This window comes from Rhizobium sp. CBN3 (assembly GCF_030518245.1).
Taxonomy (GTDB): domain Bacteria; phylum Pseudomonadota; class Alphaproteobacteria; order Rhizobiales; family Rhizobiaceae; genus Rhizobium; species Rhizobium aethiopicum_A.
This window is the reverse complement of sequence record NZ_JAULSE010000119.1, coordinates 1-204: the sequence shown is the minus strand read 5'-3', so window position 1 is coordinate 204 and position 204 is coordinate 1. Positions and strand designations below refer to the sequence as shown.

1 protein-coding gene is annotated in these 204 nt (G+C 57.8%); it reads left to right on the top strand.

Going from position 1 to position 204, the window contains the following annotated elements; translation table 11 throughout:
• Positions 1–204, top strand: a 204-nt coding sequence (locus QWJ46_RS31215; RefSeq protein WP_302756409.1) for a hypothetical protein, incomplete at both ends; no start/stop codon positions are given.

The following is a 204-nucleotide window of genomic DNA, read 5'->3' as shown; positions in this document are numbered from 1 at the left end:
CACGTGCCGAGTTCAGATCAACTTCGCCGCTGCAGCAGGTTGATCCATCGATCGAAGGCCGCAGCGGATTGTCGCTCGACCATACCGAATGGCTGGGCGACCAGCATATCCAGACGGATTATGAGCTGCTAATGCAGGACTTGCAGCGAAACGATCCGGATCTCGCCGCCAGGACGCGGCTTATCGATCCCCTGATAGCCCATT